General features: G+C 63.2%; 22 protein-coding genes and 3 pseudogenes. 10 read left to right on the top strand and 15 right to left on the bottom strand.

Annotation, left to right across the window (positions count from 1 at the left end):
- Nucleotides 1-25 precede the first annotated feature (25 nt).
- The 6 genes from ACQVLG_RS14240 to ACQVLG_RS14215 all read left to right on the top strand — a co-directional run bounded on the left by ACQVLG_RS14240 (nucleotide 26) and on the right by ACQVLG_RS14215 (nucleotide 6,557).
- Nucleotides 26-1,282: an ABC transporter substrate-binding protein gene (locus ACQVLG_RS14240; protein WP_474295218.1), complete on the top strand. Its 1,257-nt coding sequence runs from the start codon at nucleotides 26-28 to the stop codon at nucleotides 1,280-1,282.
- Between the two features lie 7 nt (nucleotides 1,283-1,289).
- Entirely contained in the window at nucleotides 1,290-2,159 is an 870-nt protein-coding gene (locus ACQVLG_RS14235; protein WP_219310923.1) for a carbohydrate ABC transporter permease, read from the top strand.
- Nucleotides 2,160-2,172: 13 nt separating this feature from the next.
- Nucleotides 2,173-3,009 carry a carbohydrate ABC transporter permease gene (locus ACQVLG_RS14230; protein WP_230538595.1) on the top strand — a complete coding sequence of 279 codons (837 nt, stop codon included), beginning with the start codon at nucleotides 2,173-2,175 and terminating at the stop codon, nucleotides 3,007-3,009.
- A complete protein-coding gene (locus ACQVLG_RS14225) occupies nucleotides 3,006-4,067 on the top strand; it encodes a glycoside hydrolase family 3 N-terminal domain-containing protein (RefSeq protein WP_474295215.1) in 1,062 nt (353 codons plus the stop codon). The genes ACQVLG_RS14230 and ACQVLG_RS14225 overlap by 4 nt, the downstream gene beginning before the upstream one ends.
- Complete coding sequence (locus ACQVLG_RS14220; protein WP_474295213.1) at nucleotides 4,064-4,981, top strand: MFS transporter; 918 nt, start codon at nucleotides 4,064-4,066, stop codon at nucleotides 4,979-4,981. Before ACQVLG_RS14225 ends, ACQVLG_RS14220 begins: the two co-directional genes overlap by 4 nt.
- A gap of 442 nt (nucleotides 4,982-5,423) precedes the next feature.
- Nucleotides 5,424-6,557, top strand: coding sequence for an ABC transporter ATP-binding protein (locus ACQVLG_RS14215; protein WP_474295211.1), 1,134 nt, complete (start codon nucleotides 5,424-5,426; stop codon nucleotides 6,555-6,557).
- Nucleotides 6,558-6,966: 409 nt separating this feature from the next.
- Here ACQVLG_RS14215 and ACQVLG_RS14210 read toward each other — a convergent pair whose 3' ends face one another.
- Nucleotides 6,967-7,101, bottom strand: coding sequence for a hypothetical protein (locus tag ACQVLG_RS14210; protein WP_474295209.1), 135 nt, complete (start codon nucleotides 7,099-7,101; stop codon nucleotides 6,967-6,969).
- A 228-nt stretch (nucleotides 7,102-7,329) separates the two neighbouring features.
- Between ACQVLG_RS14210 and ACQVLG_RS14205 the strand changes: the two genes are divergently transcribed.
- The 3 genes from ACQVLG_RS14205 (at nucleotide 7,330) to ACQVLG_RS14195 (ending at nucleotide 9,308) form a co-directional block, all read left to right on the top strand.
- Nucleotides 7,330-7,809, top strand: coding sequence for a hypothetical protein (locus tag ACQVLG_RS14205; protein ID WP_474295207.1), 480 nt, complete (start codon nucleotides 7,330-7,332; stop codon nucleotides 7,807-7,809).
- Between the two features lie 74 nt (nucleotides 7,810-7,883).
- A complete protein-coding gene (locus ACQVLG_RS14200) occupies nucleotides 7,884-8,027 on the top strand; it encodes a hypothetical protein (RefSeq protein WP_474295205.1) in 144 nt (47 codons plus the stop codon).
- Between the two features lie 81 nt (nucleotides 8,028-8,108).
- Nucleotides 8,109-9,308, top strand: coding sequence for a DUF5009 domain-containing protein (locus ACQVLG_RS14195; protein ID WP_474295203.1), 1,200 nt, complete (start codon nucleotides 8,109-8,111; stop codon nucleotides 9,306-9,308).
- Here the strand turns inward: ACQVLG_RS14195 and ACQVLG_RS14190 are convergent.
- The 5 genes from ACQVLG_RS14190 to ACQVLG_RS14170 form a co-directional block, all read right to left on the bottom strand.
- Nucleotides 9,305-10,417: an acyltransferase family protein gene (locus ACQVLG_RS14190; RefSeq protein ID WP_474295201.1), complete on the bottom strand. Its 1,113-nt coding sequence runs from the start codon at nucleotides 10,415-10,417 to the stop codon at nucleotides 9,305-9,307. The genes ACQVLG_RS14195 and ACQVLG_RS14190 overlap by 4 nt on opposite strands.
- On the bottom strand, nucleotides 10,414-11,727 hold the full coding sequence (locus tag ACQVLG_RS14185; RefSeq protein WP_474295199.1) for a glycoside hydrolase family 18 protein: 1,314 nt from the start codon (nucleotides 11,725-11,727) through the stop codon (nucleotides 10,414-10,416). Before ACQVLG_RS14185 ends, ACQVLG_RS14190 begins: the two co-directional genes overlap by 4 nt.
- A gap of 123 nt (nucleotides 11,728-11,850) precedes the next feature.
- On the bottom strand, nucleotides 11,851-13,302 hold the full coding sequence (locus ACQVLG_RS14180) for a TonB-dependent receptor domain-containing protein (RefSeq protein ID WP_474295197.1): 1,452 nt from the start codon (nucleotides 13,300-13,302) through the stop codon (nucleotides 11,851-11,853).
- Nucleotides 13,269-13,766 carry a hypothetical protein gene (locus tag ACQVLG_RS14175; RefSeq protein ID WP_474295195.1) on the bottom strand — a complete coding sequence of 166 codons (498 nt, stop codon included), beginning with the start codon at nucleotides 13,764-13,766 and terminating at the stop codon, nucleotides 13,269-13,271. The genes ACQVLG_RS14180 and ACQVLG_RS14175 overlap by 34 nt, the downstream gene beginning before the upstream one ends.
- Nucleotides 13,732-14,613, bottom strand: a complete 882-nt coding sequence (locus ACQVLG_RS14170) for a TonB-dependent receptor plug domain-containing protein (protein WP_474295193.1) — start codon at nucleotides 14,611-14,613, stop codon at nucleotides 13,732-13,734. Before ACQVLG_RS14170 ends, ACQVLG_RS14175 begins: the two co-directional genes overlap by 35 nt.
- A 388-nt stretch (nucleotides 14,614-15,001) precedes the next feature.
- On the opposite strand from ACQVLG_RS14170, the gene ACQVLG_RS14165 reads away from it, so the two are divergent.
- The gene (locus tag ACQVLG_RS14165) at nucleotides 15,002-15,742 is read left to right on the top strand and encodes a GntR family transcriptional regulator (protein ID WP_034759852.1); all 741 of its coding nucleotides are present in this window, start codon (nucleotides 15,002-15,004) and stop codon (nucleotides 15,740-15,742) included.
- Nucleotides 15,743-15,934: 192 nt separating this feature from the next.
- Here ACQVLG_RS14165 and ACQVLG_RS14160 read toward each other — a convergent pair whose 3' ends face one another.
- From ACQVLG_RS14160 to trmD, 9 genes and pseudogenes are all read right to left on the bottom strand, one after another.
- Entirely contained in the window at nucleotides 15,935-16,246 is a 312-nt protein-coding gene (locus ACQVLG_RS14160) for a hypothetical protein (protein WP_474295191.1), read from the bottom strand.
- Nucleotides 16,198-17,397: a nitrilase-related carbon-nitrogen hydrolase gene (locus ACQVLG_RS14155; protein WP_474295189.1), complete on the bottom strand. Its 1,200-nt coding sequence runs from the start codon at nucleotides 17,395-17,397 to the stop codon at nucleotides 16,198-16,200. Before ACQVLG_RS14155 ends, ACQVLG_RS14160 begins: the two co-directional genes overlap by 49 nt.
- Nucleotides 17,394-18,212, bottom strand: coding sequence for an AraC family transcriptional regulator (locus tag ACQVLG_RS14150; protein ID WP_474295646.1), 819 nt, complete (start codon nucleotides 18,210-18,212; stop codon nucleotides 17,394-17,396). The genes ACQVLG_RS14155 and ACQVLG_RS14150 overlap by 4 nt, the downstream gene beginning before the upstream one ends.
- An 88-nt stretch (nucleotides 18,213-18,300) precedes the next feature.
- A complete protein-coding gene (locus ACQVLG_RS14145) occupies nucleotides 18,301-18,750 on the bottom strand; it encodes a CBS domain-containing protein (protein WP_070221849.1) in 450 nt (149 codons plus the stop codon).
- Nucleotides 18,751-18,831: 81 nt separating this feature from the next.
- Nucleotides 18,832-19,167 (bottom strand): DUF3579 domain-containing protein, encoded by a 336-nt coding sequence (locus tag ACQVLG_RS14140; RefSeq protein ID WP_029496213.1) that lies wholly within the window; start codon nucleotides 19,165-19,167, stop codon nucleotides 18,832-18,834.
- A gap of 226 nt (nucleotides 19,168-19,393) precedes the next feature.
- Nucleotides 19,394-20,356: a CobD/CbiB family protein gene (locus tag ACQVLG_RS14135; protein ID WP_474295187.1), complete on the bottom strand. Its 963-nt coding sequence runs from the start codon at nucleotides 20,354-20,356 to the stop codon at nucleotides 19,394-19,396.
- Nucleotides 20,357-20,453: 97 nt separating this feature from the next.
- Nucleotides 20,454-21,118: pseudogene (locus tag ACQVLG_RS14130) on the bottom strand (CoA pyrophosphatase).
- An 80-nt stretch (nucleotides 21,119-21,198) separates the two neighbouring features.
- Nucleotides 21,199-21,584: pseudogene (gene rplS, locus ACQVLG_RS14125) on the bottom strand (50S ribosomal protein L19).
- Nucleotides 21,585-21,716: 132 nt separating this feature from the next.
- A pseudogene (gene trmD / locus ACQVLG_RS14120) lies at nucleotides 21,717-22,462 on the bottom strand (tRNA (guanosine(37)-N1)-methyltransferase TrmD).
- Between the last annotated feature and the right edge of the window lie 28 nt (nucleotides 22,463-22,490).

Here is a 22,490-nt window from a genome sequence, read left to right as displayed (position 1 = left end):
GGGGTCAGTCGCCAGGATAATAATAATGATCAAGAGACTGTTGGCAGTGTTTGCCTGCGCGGGCCTGCTCGCGCCGCAGGCATGGGCTGCCGAGAAAATCGAATTCTGGACCTTCAGCATGAAGCCCAAGTTCACGCCGTATTTCAATGCGGTGATGGCGCGCTATGAGGCGCAAAATCCCGGCGTCAAAATCGAATGGATCGACTTCCCGTGGGACATCATCCAGACCAAGCTGGTCACGCGCATCGTGGCCGGCACGCCGCCCGCGCTGGTCAGCCTGAACGTGCCCTGGGCCGACGAATTTGCGCGCGACGGCTTGCTCACACAAGTCGATGGCCTGATCGCGCCTGCGCGCGCCAGCTACATTCCCAGCGCCCTGGCGGACTTGCGCTTCAAGGGCGGCACCTATGGCTTCCCCATGTACAGCAATGTCGCGGTGATCGCCTTCAATACCGCCATTTTCAAGCAGGCGGGGCTCACGCGCGGCCCCGCCAGCCTCGATGAACAGCTGGCGTTTGCGCGCCAGATCGCGCAGCGCACGGGCAAGGCCGGCATCGCTCCCGCCTTGTCGAAAATCGACGGCCTGTTCATGCAGCAGGGCCTGGCCGTCATCACCGACAACCGCGCCGTCTTCAATTCGCCGCGGCACGTGGCGCTGGTGCAGAAACTGGCCGACACCTACAGGGTCGGCGGCCTGCTGAAAGAAAGCCTGTTCGCCGAAGACAATTTCCCGGCCGTGATCGACGCCTACAAGGGCGGCCGCCTGGGCATGCTGCTGGCGCCGCCGACGGCCATGCAGCGCATCCGCGGCGATGCGAAAGACATTTACGCCATCACCGACGTGGCGCCCGCGCCGCTGGGCCCCACCGGCATAGCCGACGGCGGCTGGCTGGTGCACTTCGCCATCCCGAAAGGCGTGCCGGCAAGCCTGCTGCCCTCGGTGGGCAAGTTCGCGCGCTTCCTGACGAACGACGACAACCAGCTGGCCTTCGCGCGCCAGGCCAGCGTCTTCCCCACCACGATCAAGGCAGCCGCCGACCCGTTTTTCCTCGCCACGCCGAAGAACGCGAGCGCGGCCGAAAAGGCGGTGGCCGCCGGCGCCCTGTCGATGAATCACTCGCGCACGCTGTACGTGGCCGGCATCGACGACTACGACGAGCTGCGCCGCTCGCTGGTGAAAGCCGTCGAGGCGGGCGTGACGGGCAAGCAGGATGTGCAGCAGGCGCTGGACCAGGCCGTCGCCATCTGGAACCGCAAGCTGGCCACCCTGCCGCGCCACTAAGGACACCATGAAACTCGCCCACCGCCACACCGTGCAAGCCTGGCTGTTCCTCGCCCCGGCCCTGCTGCTGCTGGCCGCCTTTTCCTTCTGGCCCGTCGGCTACGGCTCCGTGCTGGCCTTCACCGACTACAGCCTGATACGCGAGACGCGCTTCGTCGGCCTCGACAACTTCCGCTACATCTTCAACAACGAGATGTTCGTCTCGGGCCTGAAGAATTCGCTGATGTTTTTGCTGATGGTGCCCTTCGTGCAGGTGGGCGCCATCACGCTGGCGGTCTTGGTGAACAACCGCCTGCCCGGCATCCGTTTGTTCCGCGCCGCCTTCTACGTGCCCGTGGTGACCACCGTGTCCGTCGTCGGTATCATGTGGGGCTTCATGTTCCACGAACAGGGTGCGCTCAATTACGTGATGATGACCTTGAAGCTGGTGAACGCGCCCGTGGGCTGGCTGTCGAATGACAGCCTGGCCCTGTTTGCCGTCATGTTCGTCACCCTGTGGCGCGGCCTGGGCTGGTACATGGTGATGTACCTGGCGGCCCTGCAATCGATTCCGTCTGACATGCAGGAAGCGGCCATGCTCGACGGCGCCAACCGCTGGCAGCGCTTCTGGAAGATCACCGTTCCCATGCTGCGCCCGACCATCATGCTGTGCTCCATCCTGTCCGTGCTGGCGGCCCTGAAGGCTTACCAGGAAGTCGACGTGCTGACCCAGGGCGGCCCGATGAATTCCACCTTCACGGCGCTGTATTACGCGTATGACCAGGGCCTCAAACACTTGAAGCTGCCGCGCGCGCTGGCCGCCAGCTTCGTCGTGTCCCTATTCTGCATCGGTATCGCCCTGCTGTGCCTGCGCTACCTCAAACCCAAGCACCGCTGACCGGGGAATGACCATGAAAATCCGTTCCCGCCCCCTGAAAACGCGCCTGCACATACTGGGCCACTATGCCGTGCTGTGCGCGATCGCCGTCGTCTGCGTCTTCCCGTTCTGGTGGACGCTGGTGACGGCCATTTCCACGGAGGGCAATATCTTCGCCTTCCCGCCCACCTTCTGGCCGAAGGCGCCGTCCTTCGAGAACTTCATCGAAGTGTTCAACGCGATTCCCATCTGGTCGTTCTTCAAGAACTCCGTGCTGATCGCCGTGTTCACCGTGTTCTGGAAGCTGCTGCTGTGCTCACTGGCCGCGTATCCGCTGGCGCGCCTGAAATTCCGCGGCCGCAAACTCGTGTTCGGCCTGATCCTCGCCACCTTGGTGCTGCCGTCGGAGGTGAACTTCCTCGTCAACTTCATCACCATCACGCAAATGAGCCTGGTCGACACCTACACGGGCGTGATCCTGCCCAACGTGGTGACGGCCGTGGCCATCTTGCTGCTCAAGCAGGCGTTCGAGGAAGTGCCGCAAGACCTGATCGACGCGGCCAGGGTCGATGGCGCCTCCGAGTGGGTGATCTTCAGCCGCATCATGCTGCCGCTGATTACGCCCTGGCTGGCCACCGTCGGCATCCTGACGGCCGTCGAATCGTGGAACGAGTACATCTGGCCGTCCATCGTCATGAGCAAGCCCGATGAATTCCCGCTTTCTGTCGGCGTGCTGTATTTGCGCGGCACCTTCGGCAGCAGCACGCGCGTGATCGCCGCCGGCACATTGATCACCATCGTGCCAACCCTGCTGGCGTTTTTGTTCACCCAGCGCTTCTTCATGCGCGGCATGGACGGCGCCGTCAAATGAGCGCCGCCATCGCCACCGACCTGCGCCTGCTGGCTGGCCAGCTGCTGATGACGGGCATCGCCGGCACCGGGCTCGATGCGGCCACGGCGCAATGGCTGCGGCAGAACGGCATCCGCGCCGTGTGCCTGCGCGCGGCCAATCTGCGCGATGCGGTGCAGCTGACGCGCCTGAGCACGGACTTGCGCCGCGCCCTGGGTCCGCAGGCGCTGATCGCCATCGACCCGGCCGGCATGCCTCCCGCTTATCCGGCCTGGCTGCCGCAGCCACCGGACGCCATGAACCTGTGCGCCCTTGGCGACGCGGAACTGGCCAACGGCACGGGCGCGGCGACGGCGCGCGGCTTGCGCGCACTGGGCATCAACTGGCTGCTGGCGCCCCTGATCAATCTCGATACGGCTGCCGGACAGGCGCCGGGCGCGGCGCAGGCGTTTGGCGGCGATCCGGCACAAGCGGCCGCCATGGCGCACGCCTGGACGGCGGGCTGCCAGGCCGAGGGCGTGGCGTGCTGCGCCAGGCTGTACCTGCCGCAGCACGGCGCCGGCAGCCCTCTCCCCAGCGTCGACAAGACCCGCTCGCAGCTGGAAGAACACGATTTCGTGCCGTTTCGCCGGGCCGCCGCGCAGACGGCCTCGATGATGAGCGCGCACGTGGCCTATCCGGCCCTCGATGAAAACCAGCCCGCCAGCCTGTCGCACGCGGTGATGCACGGCGTGCTGCTCGCGCCGGGCATCGATGCGCAGGGCGGGCATGTCGGCGCGCGCGCGCGCTGGCCGCCGGCGCCGACATGGCGCTGCTGGCCGATGCCGCGCAGCTGCCAGCCGCGCTGGACGCCGTCGGCGCCGCGCTGGCCTCTGGCGCCCTGCCGCTGCAGGCGGTGGGCACGCGGCTGCAGCGCCTGGCCGCGATGGCCGCACGCTACCCGGCCGGCGCCGGCGTGTACGCGCAGGAGGCGGCCGACCGCATCATCATGGCCGAGGCCAGGCGGCGCTGCCAGTGAGCGCCGCCCTTGCCACCGAATCACACAGCACTTTCAAGACGACCCGAGGAAGCATCCATGAATGACAAGACCAGCAGCAGCAACAGTAGCAAGGGCGGCGTCCGCAGCCCGATTTCGTGGGTGCCCACCTTGTACTTCGCCCAGGGCTTGCCGTTTTACGCGGTCGCCCTGGTGGCCGGCCTGATGTTCAAGAGCATGGGGGTGCCGAACGACCAGATCGCCCGCTGGACGGGCCTGATCGGCTTCGCCTGGGTCTTCAAGTCGCTGTGGAGTCCCTTCCTGGAGCTGGCGTCGAGCAAGAAGACCATGGTGGTGCTGTTCCAGTTCGCCGGTGGCCTGAGCCTGGGCCTGATCGCGCTGGCGCTGCAAACGCCGCTGTGGTTCGCCGCCTGCATCGCCGTGCTGTTCGTCGCCGCGCTGGCCTCGTCCACGCACGACATCGTCTGCGACGGCCTGTACATCGCCAGCCTGTCCGACAAGCAGCAGGCGGCCTACGCGGGCTGGCAGGGCGCCTTCTTCAATGCGGGCAAATTCATCTCGCTGGGCGGCCTGGTGATCCTGGCCGGCTATCTGGAGAAAAACATCGGCGTCAAACCCGCCTGGTCGGTGATTTTCCTGATCATCGGCGCCATGATGGTGTCGCTGGCCGCGTACCACCTGTGGGCGCTGCCGCAGGTGCGCAACGCAGCCGTGGCCGACAAGAGCGTGGCAGGCATCAGCCGCACCCTGTGGGACGTGCTGGTGGACTTCCTGAAAAAACCGGGCATCTGGGGCATGATCGCTTCATCATCCTGTTCCGCGCGGGCGAGGCGCAAGTGCAGACCATCGGCCCGCTGTTCCTGCGCGAAGCGCGCGAACTGGGCGGCCTGGGCCTGTCGACGACGGAAGTGGGCGCCGTGTACGGCACGGCCGGCACGGTCGCCTTCCTGCTGGGCAGCATCGGCGGCGGCTATTTCACGTCCTGGCTGGGCCTGAAGCGCGCCATGCTGTTCCTGATCCTGGCCATGAACTTGCCGAACCTGGTGTTCTACTACCTGAGCCACAGCATGCCCACCGATCTGACCCTGATCACGGCCGCGCTCAGCGTGGAGATGTTCGGCTATGGCTTCGGCTTCGTCGGCCTGATCCTGTTCATGATGCAGGTGGTCTCCGTCGGCAAGTACCAGACGGCCCACTATGCGTTTGCCACCGGCGTGATGCAGCTGGGCTTCGTGCTGTTCAAGATGATCAGCGGCGACATCCAGACGGCGCTCGGCTACAAGACCTTTTTCCTGTGGGTGCTGGTGTCGGCCCTGCCCGTCCTGATCCTGTCGCGCTTCATGCGCATCGGCCCCAAGGACGCCGCCGGCAAGCCCGACCTGAGCAAGGCCGATTCCCCCCAGGCGCCAGCCAGCGCCAGCTAAGATAGAACCACTCCATGGCACACATTGCTTTAAAGAATATCGTCAAGCTGTACGATGACAAGCACCCGGTCATCCACGGCATCGACCTCGATATCCGCGACGGCGAATTCGTCGTCTTCGTGGGGCCTTCAGGTTGCGGCAAATCAACCCTGCTGCGCATGATCGCCGGCCTGGAAGACATCACGGACGGCGAGCTGCATATCGGCGGCAAGCTGGCCAACGATATCGCCCCGGCCGAGCGGGGCCTGGCCATGGTCTTCCAGAGCTACGCCCTGTATCCGCACATGACGGTGTTCGAGAACATGGCCTTCGCCCTCTCCCTGGCCGGGCATAAAAAGGCCGAGGTGCGCGCCGCCGTCGAGCGCGCGGCCGAGATCCTGCAGATCACGCCTTTGCTCAAGCGCAAACCGAAGGACCTGTCGGGCGGCCAGCGCCAGCGCGTGGCCATCGGCCGCGCCATCGTGCGCAAACCGCAGGTATTCCTGTTCGACGAACCGCTGTCGAACCTCGACGCCTCGCTGCGCGTGCAGATGCGCGTGGAAATCTCGCGCCTGCACCAGGAACTCAAGACCACCATGATCTACGTCACGCACGACCAGGTCGAGGCCATGACCCTGGGCGAGCGCATCGTCGTGTTCAACGGCGGGCGCATCGAGCAGGTGGGCAGTCCGCACGAGTTGTATAACAATCCCGGCAACCTGTTCGTCGCCGGCTTCCTCGGCGCGCCGAAGATGAACTTCATCGCTTGCGAGGCCGTCGCGGCCAGCCCCGGCTCCGTGGCCGTGCGCCTGCCCGGCGGCGCCGCGATCGACGTCGAAGCGCAGGGCGGGAGCGTGGCGCCGGGCGACCGGCTGACCCTGGGAGTGCGGGCCGAGCATGTCAGCCTGCAGCACGGGGACGATGCAGGCGACAACCTCGTCGACGCGGCCGTCAGCCACGTCGAATACCTGGGCGACGTGGCCATCGTTTACGCCAGCATGCCGGGCGTGAGCGAGATGCTGGCCGTCAAGCTGCCGGCCGAGGAAGGCTTGCGCCAGGCGGGCGACGCCATGCGCCTGCATCTGCCGCCGCAGCGCTGCCTGCTGTTCGATGCAAAAGGGCAAGCCCTGGCGCGCACGTTTGCCGCACCCGCTCAGCCGTTTATGTGACAATAGCCGCTTTGTATCATGCCGCTTCTGTTTGACTTACGCAGGCAGAACGGCAGAAATGTGTTTTTTCGAGCTTCCTTGCCCCTCTGGCAATGCCACTGCACGATGTTGCGGCTGCCACTGCAGGTGCGTATTTTTGTTATTGATTGAAGGATAACCCATGTCCCAATTCCGTCTTGCCCGTCTTAGCCTGCTCCTGGCCGCCATCGGCCTGAACTGCCTGCCCCACCCTGTCGCACGCGCAGGATGCCAAGCCGGCTGCCGCCGCTGCCGCTCCAGCCGACACGGTGCGCCCTGAAGTGTTCAAACTGCTCGATCCAGCCGCCGTGAAGGCCTCGATGGATGCGAAAAACTACGCCGACGTGCAAAGCCGCATCGACCAGGCTGCCGCCATTCCGGCCCTGACGCCTTACGAATTGTTCGTGCTGAACCGCCTGCGCGTGGCGCTGGCCTCGACCACCAACAATGCGGCCATGGCCATGACGGCGCTGGAAGCGGTGATCGAATCGGGCAAGCTGGACAAGAAATCGGAAGGCGACTTCATCCAGGCACTGGCGAACTACCACTACAACGCCAAGGATTACCCGAACGCCATCAAATGGTTCACCCGTTACCAGACAGCAACAGGCGACGTGGCGACCGTACGTCCCTACATCATCCGCGCCTATTACTTCAGCAATGATTTCGCGCGCGCCAAGCAGGAACTGATGGCCCGACGTGACGTGACGGCCAGCAGCAAGCGGGCAAGACGCCGAGCATCGAAGAACTGCAATTGCTGGCCAATACGGGCTCGAAGAGCAAGGATCCGGCCACTTACCTGGTCGCCATGGAAAACCTGGTGCGCTACTACCCGTCGGACGACTACTGGAGCGACCTGCTGGGCCGTCTGCAGGGCAAGGCCGGCTATTCGGACCGCTTCGCGCTGGACGTGCTGCGCCTGCAATTCAAGGCCGTCGACACCATGCCGCCACAGGATTACAGCGACATGGCTGAAATCGCCTTGCAGAACGCCTTCCCGACGGAAGCGAAAAAAGTCCTCGACGCCGGCTTTGCCAAAGGCGTGCTGGGCACGGGCGCGAATGCCGCCAAGCACAAGAAACTGCGCGACCAGGCCACCAAGGCTGCCGCCGACGATGCGAAAAACATCGCCAGCGGCGAAGCGTCGGCCATGAAGAGCAAGGATGGCACGGGCTTGATCAACCTCGGTTACGCCTTCGTGACGATGGACCATTCGACAAAGGTATCGACCTGATCCAGAAAGGCATCGCCAAGGGCGGCCTGAAGCGTGCTGAAGACGCCAAGCTGCGCCTCGGCTATTCCTACGCCATGGCCGGCAAGAAAGATGAAGCCATCAAGGTCCTGGAAACGGTCAAGGGCGGCGACGGCGTGGGCGACCTGGCCCGCTACTGGATCCTGTGGCTGAACCGTCCTGCCACGGCAGCGGCGGCGCCGGCAGCAGCGGCCCAGTAATTCCTGCGCCATCAAGCAGACGCAAGGCAGTTCCCGGTTCAGGCCGGGGCTGCTTTTTTTTCGACCTTTTTCCATCCTGCCATGCCGCCAGCCACCGTCCCCGCACCCGCACCTGAACGATTGATCAGCCTGGACGCCTTCCGCGGCTTCGTCATCGTCACCATGATCTGGGTCAACTACCTGGCCGGCATGCCCGGCATTGCCTTCTGGCTCGAACATGCGGGACCGCGCGCCGACGGCATCACCGTGCCCGACCTGGTCTTTCCCGGCTTTCTGTTCATGGTCGGCATGGCCATTCCGCTCGCCTTGCAGCGCCATTGCGGCCACGTCACGCCGGCCTTGCTGGGACGCCTGCTGTGGCGCTCCGCCAGCCTGATGCTGGCCGGCGTGGTGCTGGCGAACGCCTACCGCTACGATGCGCAGGCGGCGCCGCTGCCGCACGCCGTCTACTTCCTGCTGTTTTATATGGCCATGATACTGCTGTGGCGCCAGGGCGCGGGCAAGCTGGAGCTGGCCGCAGGCGGCGCGCTGATGCTGTTCCTATTGGCAACTTTTCGAGGGGAATTGAACAGCGAGTTTTCCAGCACCTGGCTGCAGCCGTCGTGGTGGGGCATCCTCGGCATGATAGGCTGGGCGTATCTGCTGTGCAGCCTGCTGTACCTGGCATGCCAGGGTAGCGGCACGGCGCTGATGGGCGTGTTTTCCCTGCTGATCGTGCTGTACATGGGGGGCACGGCGGGCAGCCTGGATTTCCTGCCGGCTGGCGTGAACGCCATCGTCAACGTGCCGCAAGTGCTCGGTTCGACGGCGGCCAATGTGCTGGCCGGCACCCTGGTGGGCCAGCTGTTCCTGCGCGGCGCCGCCCTGAGCCATGGGCAGCGCATCCGCTTCATGGCATGGTTCGCGCTGGGACTGTTCGCTGCCGGCCTGCTGCTGCGGCCGTATCACCACATCAACAAGATCGCGGCGACGGAATCGTACACACTCGTGTGCAGCGCCCTCATTCTGGCCCTGTTCCTCGTGTTTTATGTCGTCATCGACGTGTGGCGCTGGCGCGCCTGGGCGGTGGTATTGTTGCCTGCCGGCACCAACGCCCTGTTCGCCTACATCGTGCCCGACCTGTGGCAGCAGCTGGCGGCCGTGCTGCACCTGCCGCGCTTCTGGTGGCCCTGGCTGGAAACGGGCGGCGCGGCCGGCCTGTGGAATGCCGCCGCCGTCACCGCCCTGATGCTGGCCTTCACCGCGCTGGCCACGCGCTACGGATTAAAACTGAAGTTCTAGACCTTGATATAGATCTTGCGCTTGTCCATGGCGTAGGCGATCAGCCAGCACAGCAGCATGAAGCTGACGGCAAACAGCAGCGAGCCCACGCGCGCCGGCGCCCAGCCCGTAAAGCCGTGCTGGTACAGCCACTGGTACAGATTGCCGCTGCCGATGCGCACGGTAAACGCGATGATCACCAGCACTTCCGACACCAGGTAGATGAACAGGGTGTTCTTGCCGAAGACTTCAAAGAAGTAGGTCCAGCCCGTCATTTGACGCACGTCAATGATGAACATCAACAGTGCCAGCAGCAGCAAGTCCAGGCCGATGCCCAGCATCACGTAAGAGCTGGTCCACAGCTTCTTGTTGATCGGAAACACCTCGTTCCAGCACAGGGCCACCGCCACGCAAATGGCACCGGCCACGGCCAGCTGAACCAAGCTGGCGCGCAGCCGTGCCGGCGCCGTCTGGCGCAGGAAACTGCCCGCCAGATAGCCGGCAATCACATTGACGATGGACGGCAAGGTGCCGAGGATGCCTTCCGGGTCGAAGGCGATGCCTTCGCCGTGGTACAAATGACTGTCGCCCAGCAAGATCAGGTCCAGCTTGGCCGGCGCGTTGCCGTGCAGGCTGTAGTCGCCCCAGGTCGCCAGGATGGCCCAGTAGCCGAGCAAGGCGCAGGCGCTGAAGACCAGCGCGCCGCGCGTCTTCCAGTAATGGAGGATCAGGGCGGCGGCCAGGTAGCACACGGCGATGCGCTGCAGCACGCCGGGAATGCGCGTGTGCGACAGCGGCGACCAGGCGAACTGGCCCGCGTCGTCGATCTTGAAGAAAGGAAACCAGTACAGCAAAAAGCCCAGCAGAAAGATCAGCGCGCTGCGCTTGCACAGCTTGGCCAGCACGGCGCCATGGCCCAGGTTTTCATACTTGCCCAGCGCAAAGGCCAAGGCATTGCCGACGACAAACAAAAAGCTGGGAAAGACCAGGTCCGTCACAGTAAAACCATGCCATTCGGCATGCAGGAAAGGCGCATACACGCTGCCCCAGTCGCCCGGCGTATTGACGACGATCATCAGGGCCACGGTCAGGCCGCGCAGGACGTCGAGGGCGAGGTAGCGCTGGTTCATGGCTGCGCCCCCTTCAGGACAGGTGCCAGGGCCGAGCCCAGCGCATGCTGCGCGTCGCCGCTCAATTCCCAGAACATGCCACCGCGCAAGCCCTTGTCGCGGATATAGCGCACTTTGTGGGCCACCGACTGCGCATCTTCATAGCTGATGAACACGCCGCTGTCGCGGTTGTACAGATACGGTACTTGCGACGCGGCATTCCAATGGCGCTGGAAGCCCCGCGCGCCCTGGCCGTCGACCAGATACCCTTGCTCCAGCAGATGCCGGTAAGTAAATGTCGGCGTAGCGTCATTGCCGCTGGCCGCGCCCTGGCAAGGCTGGTACAGGCCATCGCCACGGGGGCCGGCGGCGCACTGCTTCCAGCCATAGCCATAGAAGGGCACGCCCAGCACCAGCTTGGCCGCCGGCACGCCGGCGCGCAGGAAACGCGTCACGGTGGCGTCCGCATACAGGTGCTTGTCGCGCTGCGGGTCGGCGGGGTCGGCGTACAGGGGCGCCAGCTGGCCGTTCTCGGCATCCCACACGCCGCGGTAGTCGTACGTCATCAGGTTGATCCAGTCCAGCTGCGCCGCCAGGCGGACGATCCAGCCGGGCGCGGCGTCGCTGTCATCGGTCAGGCTGGCGTGCGCGCCGGCGGCGATGGTGATCAGGTAATGGCGGCCGGCCGCCTGCTTGCCGGCGCGGTCGAAGGCGCTGCGCAGTTCGCTGGCCAGGCGCACATAGTTTTCCTTGTCGTCGCTGCGGTGGCAGAGGCGGCCTTCGATACAGGGAATGCCTCCCGTGGCCGGATGTTCCCAGTCGATATCGATGCCATCGAGGCCATGGCGGCGCACCAGCTCCAGCGCGGAAGCGATGAACGCCTGGCGCGCGGCCGGCGTGGCGGCCACGTCCGAAAAACGGTTCGACCAGATCCAGCCGCCCACCGACAGCAGGACGCGCAGCCGTGGATGACTTTGCTTGAGCGCATTGAGCTTGCGCAAGTTGTCGGCGTCGGCTTGCGGCGCCGGCAGCACGATGCTGCCATTGGCCGGCCGGGATGGCTGGCCGGCTGCATCGAGGCAGGCGCTCACGCCGCCGCCCTCGGGCGCGGGGTTGCCATGTTCGCCATCCCAGCAAATGTCGGCGAACGCGTACTGGATCAGGCTGACATTGCTGGCGCGAATATTGTGCTCGTTAACGGGAAAATCGGCCGATTTCCAGCCGGGATAGTAAGCCACCACTTCCGGCGCCAGGTTCGGCGCGGCGGGAGCGGCGGAGGCGGCCAGTGGCAGCGCGCAGGCGAAGCAAGCCAGCATTGCGTGTAAGGTCATCGGAGGTATCCCAACATATAAAAAAGCCATCTTGCAATAAAAAAATGGCGGAGCCAGCTGCGCTCCGCCATTGTCATGCCATCCCGGGTGTCCGCCGGGAGGCATTAACTAAATAAAAACGTATTACATCTTGCCCTGCAGTGCCAGGTAGATCTGACGACCGTTCTTGTAGAACGCGCCTGGCATGTCGGCATAGCCTGCCGTACGGATCTTCGAACGCACCATTGGATTGTTCAGGTCCTTGCCATCGAGCGTGATGGCCAGGTTTTCCGTCAGTTGGTAAGCGATCGATGCCGACAAGGTACCAATCGAACCTTGATAGGCAGCGCTGTTGCGGCTGGTCCCGTTCAAGAAGCCCGAGCGGTAGTTGTAGGTCAGGCGGGCGCTGAACTTGTCGTTTTCAAAGAAGGCGCCGATATTGTAAGCATTGCGCGAAGTACCGATCAACGTGCAATCCTGACGAATTTCATTGGCGCAAGGCGAACCGACAGCGTGACCCGTTTCCTTACCATCCGTGAAGGTGTAGTTGGTGTTCACACCAAAACCACCCGGCAGCGCTTGAACATACGCCAGTTCCAGACCCTTGACTTCAGCCGTCGTATTAACCGGCGTACCGATGACATACTCGGTATTCTTGTTTTGCAGCTGGTTAAAGTACACACCTTTGGTCGTGCCGTAGGTCACGTAGCCATCGAGTGCCGAGAAGAAGGCATTCGCCGACAACAGCGATTTTGGCGCAAAGTACCATTCCACGCCGATATCGGCATTGTTGGAACGGATAGGACGCAGGTTAGGATTGCCGACCACGCCGAACAGTTGCTGATCGCGCAAGTCCAGGCCCGCCATTTGACCCAGTTCCGGACGCGCCATCGTGCGGCTTGCACCGAAGCGCGCCACGACGTTTTTCGACACGTCCAGACGGAAGTTTGCACTCGGCAGAATATCGGTGTAACCATTCTTATAGTTACGCACGGTATACACGCCAGCACCATCCATCTCGGAGCGGGTCACATCTTCCGTGGTATGCACGACGCGCACGCCGAAGTTACCGGAGAGTGCTTCGGCGCCAAAGTTCGCCATCACATAAGCCGATTGGGTCGGCTCCTTGATGTTGAATTCGTTCTGACGCAGGTGACCCGAGTAATTGGCATACTTGGACAGCCAGCCATTCACGGCATTTTGCGAGAAGGTCCAGAAACCGGCGCCATTCGTGCCCAGATCTTTGAAGCCGCTCGGGAACGCTGTCAGGCCACCGAATGGCAGGTTGGCAGGATTGCCCAGCGCGCCAGCATCCGTGTTGCCGGCAACGTTCGAATTGATGCCGATGGCTTCCAGCGTACGCTTGTGTTCCGCGACACGTGCACCGAACTGCAAGGACGAAATCGATGGCAGATCCAGTTTCAGCGTAGCATCAACCTGGCCATAAGTTTCCTTGTCGACGGCTTTCACGTGCGAGCCATAGGTATATGGGTCAGCTGTGCCGCGAATCGAAAACTGGTCCGCGCCAGGAATCGTGTAGGTAACCGGATTTTCCGAACCGTTCATCTGATAGCTGCGCCGCGGAATGGCATCCAAACACCCAGCGCGCCACTGACGGTTTCGCCGACACCTTTGGTGGTGCCCAGTTTGCCGGTCAGCACCAGGCGCTCATTGACGCGGAATTTACCGTCGAGATTGATGAAGTCGGATTTGCTTTTTGCTACGGGACGGCTGAACTCTTCCTGCACCGAACCGGACGTACCGGCGCAGGTCGGGCAATTGGCTGGCACGGTGGTGTTCAGATTGGTGATGACACCGCCGGCAATCGCGCCATTGATATTTGCCGAAGGAAAACCAGGTGGCGATGCCCACGAGGTACCGAATGCACGACCCAGCGATTGCATGAAGTTATGGTTGATGTTCGGTGCATCCAGTTGCGAATGGAACAGCGTCAGATCCAGCATGACATCGTTCGACGGTTTCAACTGAATGTCGATCAAGCCGCCATCGCGTGTACGCTTCTGCTCAAACCACGCGGTACCGCCCAGGAAGTTGGCCATCGAACCAGCCGCGCCCGGGGATGGCGCCAGCGATAGGCGTACCAGGCTCAACTTTGTCGTACCACACCTGGTTTTCTTGGCCGTAACGGGTAAGGGTGCGTTTTTGATGGAAACCCTGTACCAGCACACCCAGGGTATTGGTGTCGTTCTTCCAGGCGATCATGCCACTCAATTGAGGGTCGGTTTTACCGGAATTCGACGAATACACGGCACCGGCGTTAACCTGGCCCGTAAACGACTTTTTGAAGTCCAGCGGTTTGCGCGTCTCGATGTTAACCACGCCTTCGGCGCCGCCTTCCAGCAAATCGGCTTGCGAACCTTTATGCACCGTCACGCGGCCGATCAGTTCCGATGGGAACAGCGAGAAGCTGACGCTGCGGCCACCGCCGATGATGTTGTCGGCGAACCAGTCGCCGCTGCCGACTGCGTGGCCGTTGAAGGTGGTCAGGGTCAGGCCGAACGGCGTGCCACGCAGGGCCACGCGATCATTCTCGCCAAAGCTGCCTTCGCCGCCGCCAGCCGCGGCAACGCTCACGCCTGGCAGGCGTTGCAGCGAGTCAGCGATGTTTTTGTCAGGCATCTTGCCCACGTCTTCAGCCGTGATCACTTCGACCAGGCTGTCAGAATTGCGTTTTTGATTCAAGGATTGTTGCAGCGATGCACGGATACCGGTCACGACGACGGTCTGGCCTTCGTCAACATCAGCCGTCGCTGCCGGCTTGGCCTCTTTGGCCACGGCTTCCTGCGCATGCGCCGAGAAACTCGCGCCGGCCATCAACATAGCCACAGCAGCGGCGATAGGCGTCAAATTGCGTGCTGCAGAGCTAGCTGTCAAATTGCGTTTCATGTACTCCCCCTTGATTTAGGCTCCAGGATTGGAACCTTTTCATTTTTAACGTAGATCTTCTTTCCAGCCCGCCCACTCTCGCCGGCATGCTGCAGACCCTTCGGTACAACCACTTACAAAACCAATTCAACGCCAATATACTACTATCCAATACCAGAACACTACCAGTTGCAACTTTTTTTTTATAACGTTGTTTGAATCACACAGACCACTTTATCTAAATCAATCCGTAGCCCGTGTGGACGGACTAAATACGAGCGTAGCCAGGCATAAATTGCTGGCTTGATAATTGAAATTGGTTTTATAACGGCCTTTTTTGGTATTATCCAGCGACACAAAACAGATACAGAGCGCGTCTGCAACGCGCCGTAACGGAGACCCTCAGCGTATGACAACCCTGGCTCACATCATGCAAGGCCTGGGGCAGACGAGTAGCCTGCCCCTGTACCAGCAACTGCAGCGCGCGCTGCGCGAAGCGATCGACAAGCGCATCCTCGGCCCCGACGAAGCCCTGCCGGCTGAGCGCCAGCTGGCCAGCGACCTGGCCGTCTCGCGCATCACCGTGCGCAAGGCCATCGACGGCCTCGTCAACGAGGGCTTGCTGGTGCGGCGCCCTGGCTCGGGCAATTTCATCAATACGCGCATCGAGAAGAATTTCGCCAAGCTGACCTCGTTTTCGGAGGACATGCGGGCGCGCGGACGCACGCCGCGCAGCGTGTGGCTCAAGCGCGCGGAGGGCACCGTCACGCCGGAAGAAGCCTTGCGCCTGCGGCTGTCGCCGGGCGCACCCGTGTACCGCTTCCACCGCATCCGCTATGCGGACGAGGTGCCGATGTGCCTGGAATACGCGACCATCGTCGCCAGCTGCCTGCCGGCGCTCGACGCCGTCGACGTATCGATGTACGACGCGCTGGAACAGGCGGGCAACCGCCCCGTGCGCGCCTTGCAGCGGCTGAGCGCGCTGTTGCTGACGGGCGAGCAGGCCAGCCTGCTGCAGGCGGAGGAAGGCGACGCGGGCTTGTCGGTGGAAAGGCTGGGCTTTTTGCGCGATGGCCGCGCCGTGGAATTCTGCCGCTCCTACTTCCGCGGCGATATGTATGACTTCGTGGCCGAATTAAGTACCAATTAATACCAATCGCCCCATTTCACCAATACCAGATAACACCACTTATTGCACTGCAATATATATGCCGGCGCCGCGCCGATATATGCACCACCATGGTGAATTAATCGGCGGCGATTATGTGGCCTGCGTACGGAGAATATAAAAAGGGCTACATAATGCGGTTTTGCGCATTGCAGCAAAACCTGTCATTTCCCATCAGGCAGAAGGCGCGGCGCGGCGCCCCGCGCACAGCAGGATCACGCCCAGCGCCACGCACAGCCAGCCGAACAGCGGCCCCAGCCAACCGGCCCAGGTTGCCACAGGCAGCGCCGCCGGCAACGGCGCCAGCAAGGTGCTGCCCGGCATGGCGCTGCTGGTCCGTTCCGCCAGCACCCGTCCATGCGCATCGCTGACCGTCAACATGCCCTCGCGCGCCGCGCGCAGCACGGCATAACCGTTTTCCACGCCGCGCACGACCGTCATGCGCGCTCCCATCCAGGCATCGAGCTGGAAATCCCAGGCCGGCACCAGCATCGCCTGCGCGCCAGCCGCGCCGTATGCCTGCCCAGCGGCGCAAAATGCATGTCCTTGCAAATGGCCAGGCCCATGGCCTGCCCCACCACGGGCTGCACGGCATACGCGTTGCCAGCAAGAAACTCGCGCTCGGGCGGCGCCAGATGATGTTTTTGATAGCTGACCGGCGCGGCGCCATCGGGAGCAAACAGCCAGGCCAGGTTGCGCCGGCCGGCGGCGTCCTGCACGCCGATGCCGAGAACGATCCACACGCCCGTGCCGCGCGCCAGCGCCTGGAAACGCTGCCGCACGGCATCCGCCTGCGCGGGCGCCAGCACGGCGATCTTTTCCGGCAGCAGCACCAGCCGGGCGCCCTGCCCGGCCAGCTGCACCACGTGGCGCGCGTACTGGTCCCAGATGGCTTGCGCGCGCGCCGGCGGCGTGGCCGGGCCGATGAAGTCGTCGATGGCCGCCAGCCCCGCCAGCGGCCCGCCTGGCGCCGGCGCCGGCGCACCTTGCACGCGCCAGGCGCCAGCGGCGAACGCTGCCGCCAGCAGCAACACGGCGGCACTCGCCGCCGGCGCATACGCGCGGCCGCCCGCCAGCAACAAGGCCAGCGCCGAGGGCAGCAGGCACAACAAAAACAGCAGGCCAGGCACGCCCGCCAGGGCTGCCACCTGCAGCACGGCAAGGTTATCGGTTTGCGAATACGCAAGGCTGCCCCAGTTACCATCGAGCAAGAAGGCAGCCATCAGGGTATCGATGGCCACCCACAGCACGGGATACGCCAGCACCGTCCAGCCGGAGCGGTAGCGCAGCACGAGGCGCCGCGTGGCCAGCACCACCAGCAGCCACAGCAAGGCCTTGGCGACGGTCACGGCCAGCACGGCCGGCAAGGGCATCAGCAAGCGAAAATAGCTGAAGTTCGATGACAAGCCCAGCAAGGCGGCCAGGAAAGTCATCCAGGCGGCATCGCGGCGCGAAGAACGCAGGGCCAGCCACAGCACGGGCAGCGGCGCCAGCCAGGCCAGCGGGCCCAGCGGCTGCGGTCCCAGCACCCAGTACAGGGGCAGGCCCGCCGCCAGCGCGGCGGCGGTTTGCAACAGGCGCTGGCGCAGCGCGGTGCCGCCGGCAGCCGGCGCAGACAAGGTATTGAGCATGCTCATGCTTTCAAGGGGAGCCAGATTTCCACGCCGCCGATGCCGCTGGCGGGATCGAATTGCCGGTCGTAGCGTTCAAAATCGGGCGCGTCGGCCACCTCCAGCCCGGACTGCGGCAACCACTCGTTCCACACGGTATGCCAGGTGGCGCGGATGGTGGAAATGTGGCCGCGGTGGTGAAACACGGCGTAGCGCCGCGGGGCGATGCGCAGCCGCATCCAGCCATCGGGCGCCCGGGAAAAGTCGCTGACCGGCATGGCGCACAGGTAATCGAAATTGCCCGCGTCATCATTGTTGCAGCACACGCCATACACGAGCTGGCCGGGCGCCACATGGGGCAGGAAACGCTGCCACAAGGCGGGGATGCCGGCAGATGTTTCCGCGCGATAACGTTCGACGAGGCCCGCCAGCAGCATGGCGGGGCCCTGCTCGAAACGGGGCGGCGCCAAAGGCACGCCAGGCGCCACATCCATCTTGATCGCTTCCACCAGCGCGAGGTTGGCGACGTGGCGCTGGGCCCGCACCTTTTCCGGCGTAACGTGGAACTGTTCGCGGAAAGCCCGCGTAAAGGCTTCATGCGAGCTGTAACCGGCCTGCAGCGCGACGTCAAGGATGTCTTGCGCGCCCTGGGCCAGCGCGCGGGCCGCCTCGCTGAGCCGGCGCGCCCGCACATAGCGCATCACGGAGTGGCCCGTGGCCAGGCCAAACGCGCGCGTCAAATGACACGGCGAAGCGCCGCCCACGTGGGCGATATCGCCGAGCGAGAGATCGTCCGCGTAATGCGATTCGATATACCAGAGTGCCTTGGCCAGATAGTGCATGAACGCTTCCCGTTGAACGAGCAGCGACTGTAGCATTTTCAGCAAGCCGTGGCTTGACCGGAATTGCGCAATACCTGGCTAGCGCTTGCTATTTTCGCGTGCGCTTTTCGTGAACCAGCTGGCCGCTGCTGATGCGGGCCAGCTCGGCCATTTCCTGGGCCAGGAAGGCCAGCAGGTCGTCGATGCTGACGACGCCGGACAGCGCGCCCAGGCTATTGACCACGGGCAGGCGGCGGATACCGTTGACGCGCATGCGTTCGATGATGTCGTAGACGTCTTCGTCTTCGCTGGCCGTCAGCAGTTGCGCGCTCATGATGTCGCCCACCAGCAGGCTGGCGGGGTCGAGGCCCAGGGCGATGACGGAAATGACGATGTCGCGGTCGGTGAGGATGCCGATGGGGACGCGCTCGCCGTTCGGCTGCTCGGCCACGATCAGGTCGCCCACGTGATGCTGGCGCATCAGCAGCGCCGCGTCTTGCACGCTGGTGTCACGCTGGCAATGGATGGTGTGCAGGGTGCAGATGTCGCCGATACGCATGTCGCCACTCCGTTTGAGGCAGAGTGTCTACGCTACGCCAGCCCGCCGTGGCGGGTTTGCGGCAAATCAATTGAAACGGTCTTACTTTTCTTCGGGGGGCGGCAGGAAGCAGGCTTCGACGATTTGCAGGTCATTATCCTTGGCAAATTCGCGCACGAAGTGAAACGCCATCGGCTCGATCTCGCGCAGCTTGGTGTTGACCACCACCGACTTGACGCCATTGACGACGGTCGGGCGCACGTAGGGCGAATACTGGAGGTGCGCGTTACGCCCGCCGCCTTCGGGATTGAAACAGGACATCACTCCGCAAAGGCGCTCGGCCCAATCGCTGGGTCGGAATTGCTTGCCATTGCTGGTGAGACCAAGGATGAAGAACTCGTCTGAGAGTTCCCCTGTTTTTTGAGATAACTCGGCCATGTGGCTTGTCGGGACTGGATTGCGTGAATGGCCCCGGCGGGTAAGCCGGGCTGGTAATTCAACTACGTTTGCTGCGGTAAGCCAGTATTATATCTTATAGAAGACTTGGGTTTCTACCTCGATCTGCCCTGACGATGCAAACAGGGGCCGGCACGCCTTGCGCGCCAGCCCCTATTTTAACCTTGTTCCGCGCGCAAGGCGCATGGATGGCGCGTGTGCGCCCGCGTCAGCCGAGGAAAACGGCGCCCGACATCAACAGCAGCAGCAGCATCCACAGCAGCAAGGCGCGCCAGACCAGGCCGACCGTGCTCTGCAAGGCGCGCGCGCCCGGTTCTTCGCCGGGCAGGATATCGCTTTCGCTGTCGCTGTCATCGACGGCCATGTCGGGGGTCACCAGCACGCGGGCCGCCGTTTCCGCTGGCGTGCCCAGGCGCACGCCCATGGCGCCGCCGCCGGCCGTCAGGATGATGCCGATGGCCTCGTCCTGCCAGCGCTGGGCGAAATTGCGCCAGGCATAGATGGCATCCTCGAAATTGCCGACCACGGCAAACGCCACGGCCGTCAGGCGCACGGGGATCCAGTCGATCCAGTAAAAGGCGCGCGCGGCGCGAAACTGGCCGAACGCTTCATTGCGCATGTGCTCGGGCTCGTTCCAGGCGCGCGCCAGGTATTCGGCCACGCGGTACATCACGGCGCAGGCAGGGCCCAGCGGCATCAGGAACCAGAAAAATACGCCAAAGACATTGCGATGCGTGGTGATCAGGGCTTTTTCCACGGCGATGCGGGCGATTTCGCTCGCTTCCATGCCCACCGTGTCGAGTTTGGTCCACTCGGCCAGCAAGGTGCGCGCGGACGCCTCGTCGCCGGCGCTCAGGGCCAGCTGGATCGACGTGAAGTAATGGCTGTAATGGCGAAAGCCCAGGGTCAGGTAGACGATGAGGACGTTCCAGACGAAGGCCAGGGGAGTCAGCTTGTAATACAGCAAGAGCCAGTACACGCCTGCCGTCGGCACCATCAGCGCGCCGATCATGAGGAACCAGCCCGTGCGGCCATGGTTGGCGTGGCCGGCATTGAACCAGGTCTCCATGCGCATTGCCAGGCTCTTGATTTCGGCGTAGATGGGATTATCCGCGCGCAAAGGTTTGAGCTGCTCGATCAGCAATGCGCAAAGTATGGAGAGAAATGTCATCAATGGTCCTTTTTGTCTTTTTCAGCAATACCGCAATGCCCGCTACGATAGCGCAGTGCCGTGCTGGAATCAAACTTATTACGTGCGCGGCGCCATTTTACGCGCGCAAGAGGTGAAACAGATTGCGCAGCATGCCGGCCGTGGCGCCCCAGATATAGAAGCGCTCGTACGGCATGGCGTAGAACGAGCGCCGTCCGCCGGGCAATTCCACCGACAGGCGTTGATGGTTGAGGCCATCCATGAGGAAGACCAGCGGCACTTCGAAGATTTCCGCCACTTCGGACGGGTCGGCGCGCAGCTCGAACGGCGGCGTCACCAGGCCCACCACGGGCGTGACCTGGTAGCCGGTGCCCGTCAGGTAATCGGGCAGGCAACCGAGCACTTCGATATGCTGGCGCGACAAGCCCACCTCTTCTTCCGTTTCGCGCGCAGGGCCGTGGCGATGGCCGAGCCATCGAACGGTTCGCTGCGCCCGCCGGGGAAGCTGACCTGGCCCGCATGGCTGCTCAGGTGGTCCGTGCGCATGGTCAGCAAGATGGTCAAGCCCTGCGGACGTTGCACGAGAGGAATGAGCACGGCGGCGCGCACGGGCACGGCGCGGGCGGACAGGAAATCCTGGGTGATCTCGGGCTGCCAGTCCGGCGGTTCGGCCAGGCGCTGGCGCAGCCAGTCCGGCGTCAGGCGCACGGCGTCCAGCGCCGCCTCGCCGGCGATCGAATCGATGGCTAGTTGTTTTTTTGGATCAAATGCGATGGCGGCCATGGCAGCTTGTCCCATTAGCAATTCAGAATAAAAAAAGGGGCACCAATACGGCACCCCTTTTCCCAACGCAGACGCTGATATTACGCGCTTGCTTTCGCCACAACGCGGCGATTTGGCAATTTTTCTTTGATACGCGCCGATTTACCCGAACGCTCACGCAGATAGTACACAGCTTGGCGCGGCGAACATCACCACGGCGTTTCACTTCGATCGAAGCGATCAGCGGCGAGTACAGTTGGAACGTACGCTCAACGCCTTCGCCGGACGAGATCTTGCGAACGATGAAGTTCGAGTTCAGGCCACGGTTACGACGGGAGATAACGACGCCTTCGTAAGCCTGGGCGCGCTTGCGCGTGCCTTCGACTACGTTGACGCTGACGATAACGGTATCGCCTGGTGCGAAGTCAGGAATCGATTTACCCAGACGGGCGATCTCTTCTTGCTCTAATTGTTGAATCAAGTCCATTTTTAACACTCCGAAAACCATCATGCCGGCGCACTGTGGATAGCAAGTATCCGCCCGGTAGAGGATGGGTAACACAATATGGGCAACATGCCCGGCACTACAAAGCCACCCTGCCGGCCGTCCGAAAACGGCTTACAGGCTGGCCAGGAATTTTTCGTCCGTCTTGCTGAGCAAGCCGGCGGCGCGTGCACTGACCAGCAGGTCAGCCGCTTCGTCGCGGTCGCTTCCAGCATGCGCTGGCGGCGCCACTTGACGATCTCGGCATGATTGCCACCCATTAAGACGGGCGGCACGGCCATGCCTTCATATGTTTCCGGCCGCGTGTAGTGCGGCGAATCGAGCAAACCATTGACGAAGCTGTCCTCGATGGCCGATGCTTCCGTGTTCAAGACACCGGGCAACAAACGGATCACCGCGTCCATCAGCGCCATGGCGGGCAATTCACCGCCTGACAGGACAAAATCGCCCATGCTGATCTCTTCGTCGACGCAACGGTCCAGCAAACGCTGGTCCACGGCTTCATAGCGGCCGCACAGGATCACCAAACCAGGTTCGGCTTTCAGCTGCGTGACGCGCTCGTGCGTCAGCGGACGGCCTTGCGGCGACATGAACACCACGCGGGGCGCCGCCAGGCCGAGATCGGTCTGGCGTTGCTTTGCGGCATTAATTGTCGCTTCGAGGGGACGCGCCATCATCACCATGCCGGGGCCGCCGCCATACGGGCGGTCATCCACGGTGCGGTGATTGTCGGTCGTGAAATCACGGGGATTCCACAGCGACAAGCCACATTTCCCCTGCTCGAAGGCGCGCCGGGTCACACCCGACTGCGTCAGCGCGGCAAACATTTCCGGGAACAGGGTCACGACATCAAATTGCATCGCTCGCCATCCTGAAAACATTGCTCGG

Source organism: Janthinobacterium sp. TPC_1, assembly GCF_056037845.1.
The sequence above is the reverse complement of the archived record's forward strand: the minus strand, read 5'-3'. Positions and strand labels throughout refer to the sequence as shown.